Here is a 251-nt window from a genome sequence, read left to right as displayed (position 1 = left end):
GTCGACTGGCTGCGCCAGCGTTCGCGGCCTTATCTCTTCTCCAACACGCTGATGCCGGCGATCGCCGGCGCTTCGATCAAGGTGTTCGAACTGATCCGCAATGGCGACGCCTTGCGCGAGCGCCTATATGCCAATGCGGCGCGCTTCCGCTCTGAAATGGGTAAGCTCGGCTTTACCTTGGCCGGGGCCGACCATCCGATCATTCCGGTGATGCTGGGCGACGCAACTTTGGCGCAGGAGATGGCGGCGCG

At 63.3% G+C, this 251-nt stretch carries 1 protein-coding gene; it reads left to right on the top strand.

The annotated features are described in order from the left end of the window. Positions 1-251: aminotransferase class I/II-fold pyridoxal phosphate-dependent enzyme (locus tag ACWTU9_RS33375; protein ID WP_455862040.1), on the top strand; the 251-nt coding region annotated here is incomplete at both ends.

The organism is Mesorhizobium sp. 128a (assembly GCF_053848025.1).
The sequence above is the reverse complement of the archived record's forward strand: the minus strand, read 5'-3'. Positions and strand labels throughout refer to the sequence as shown.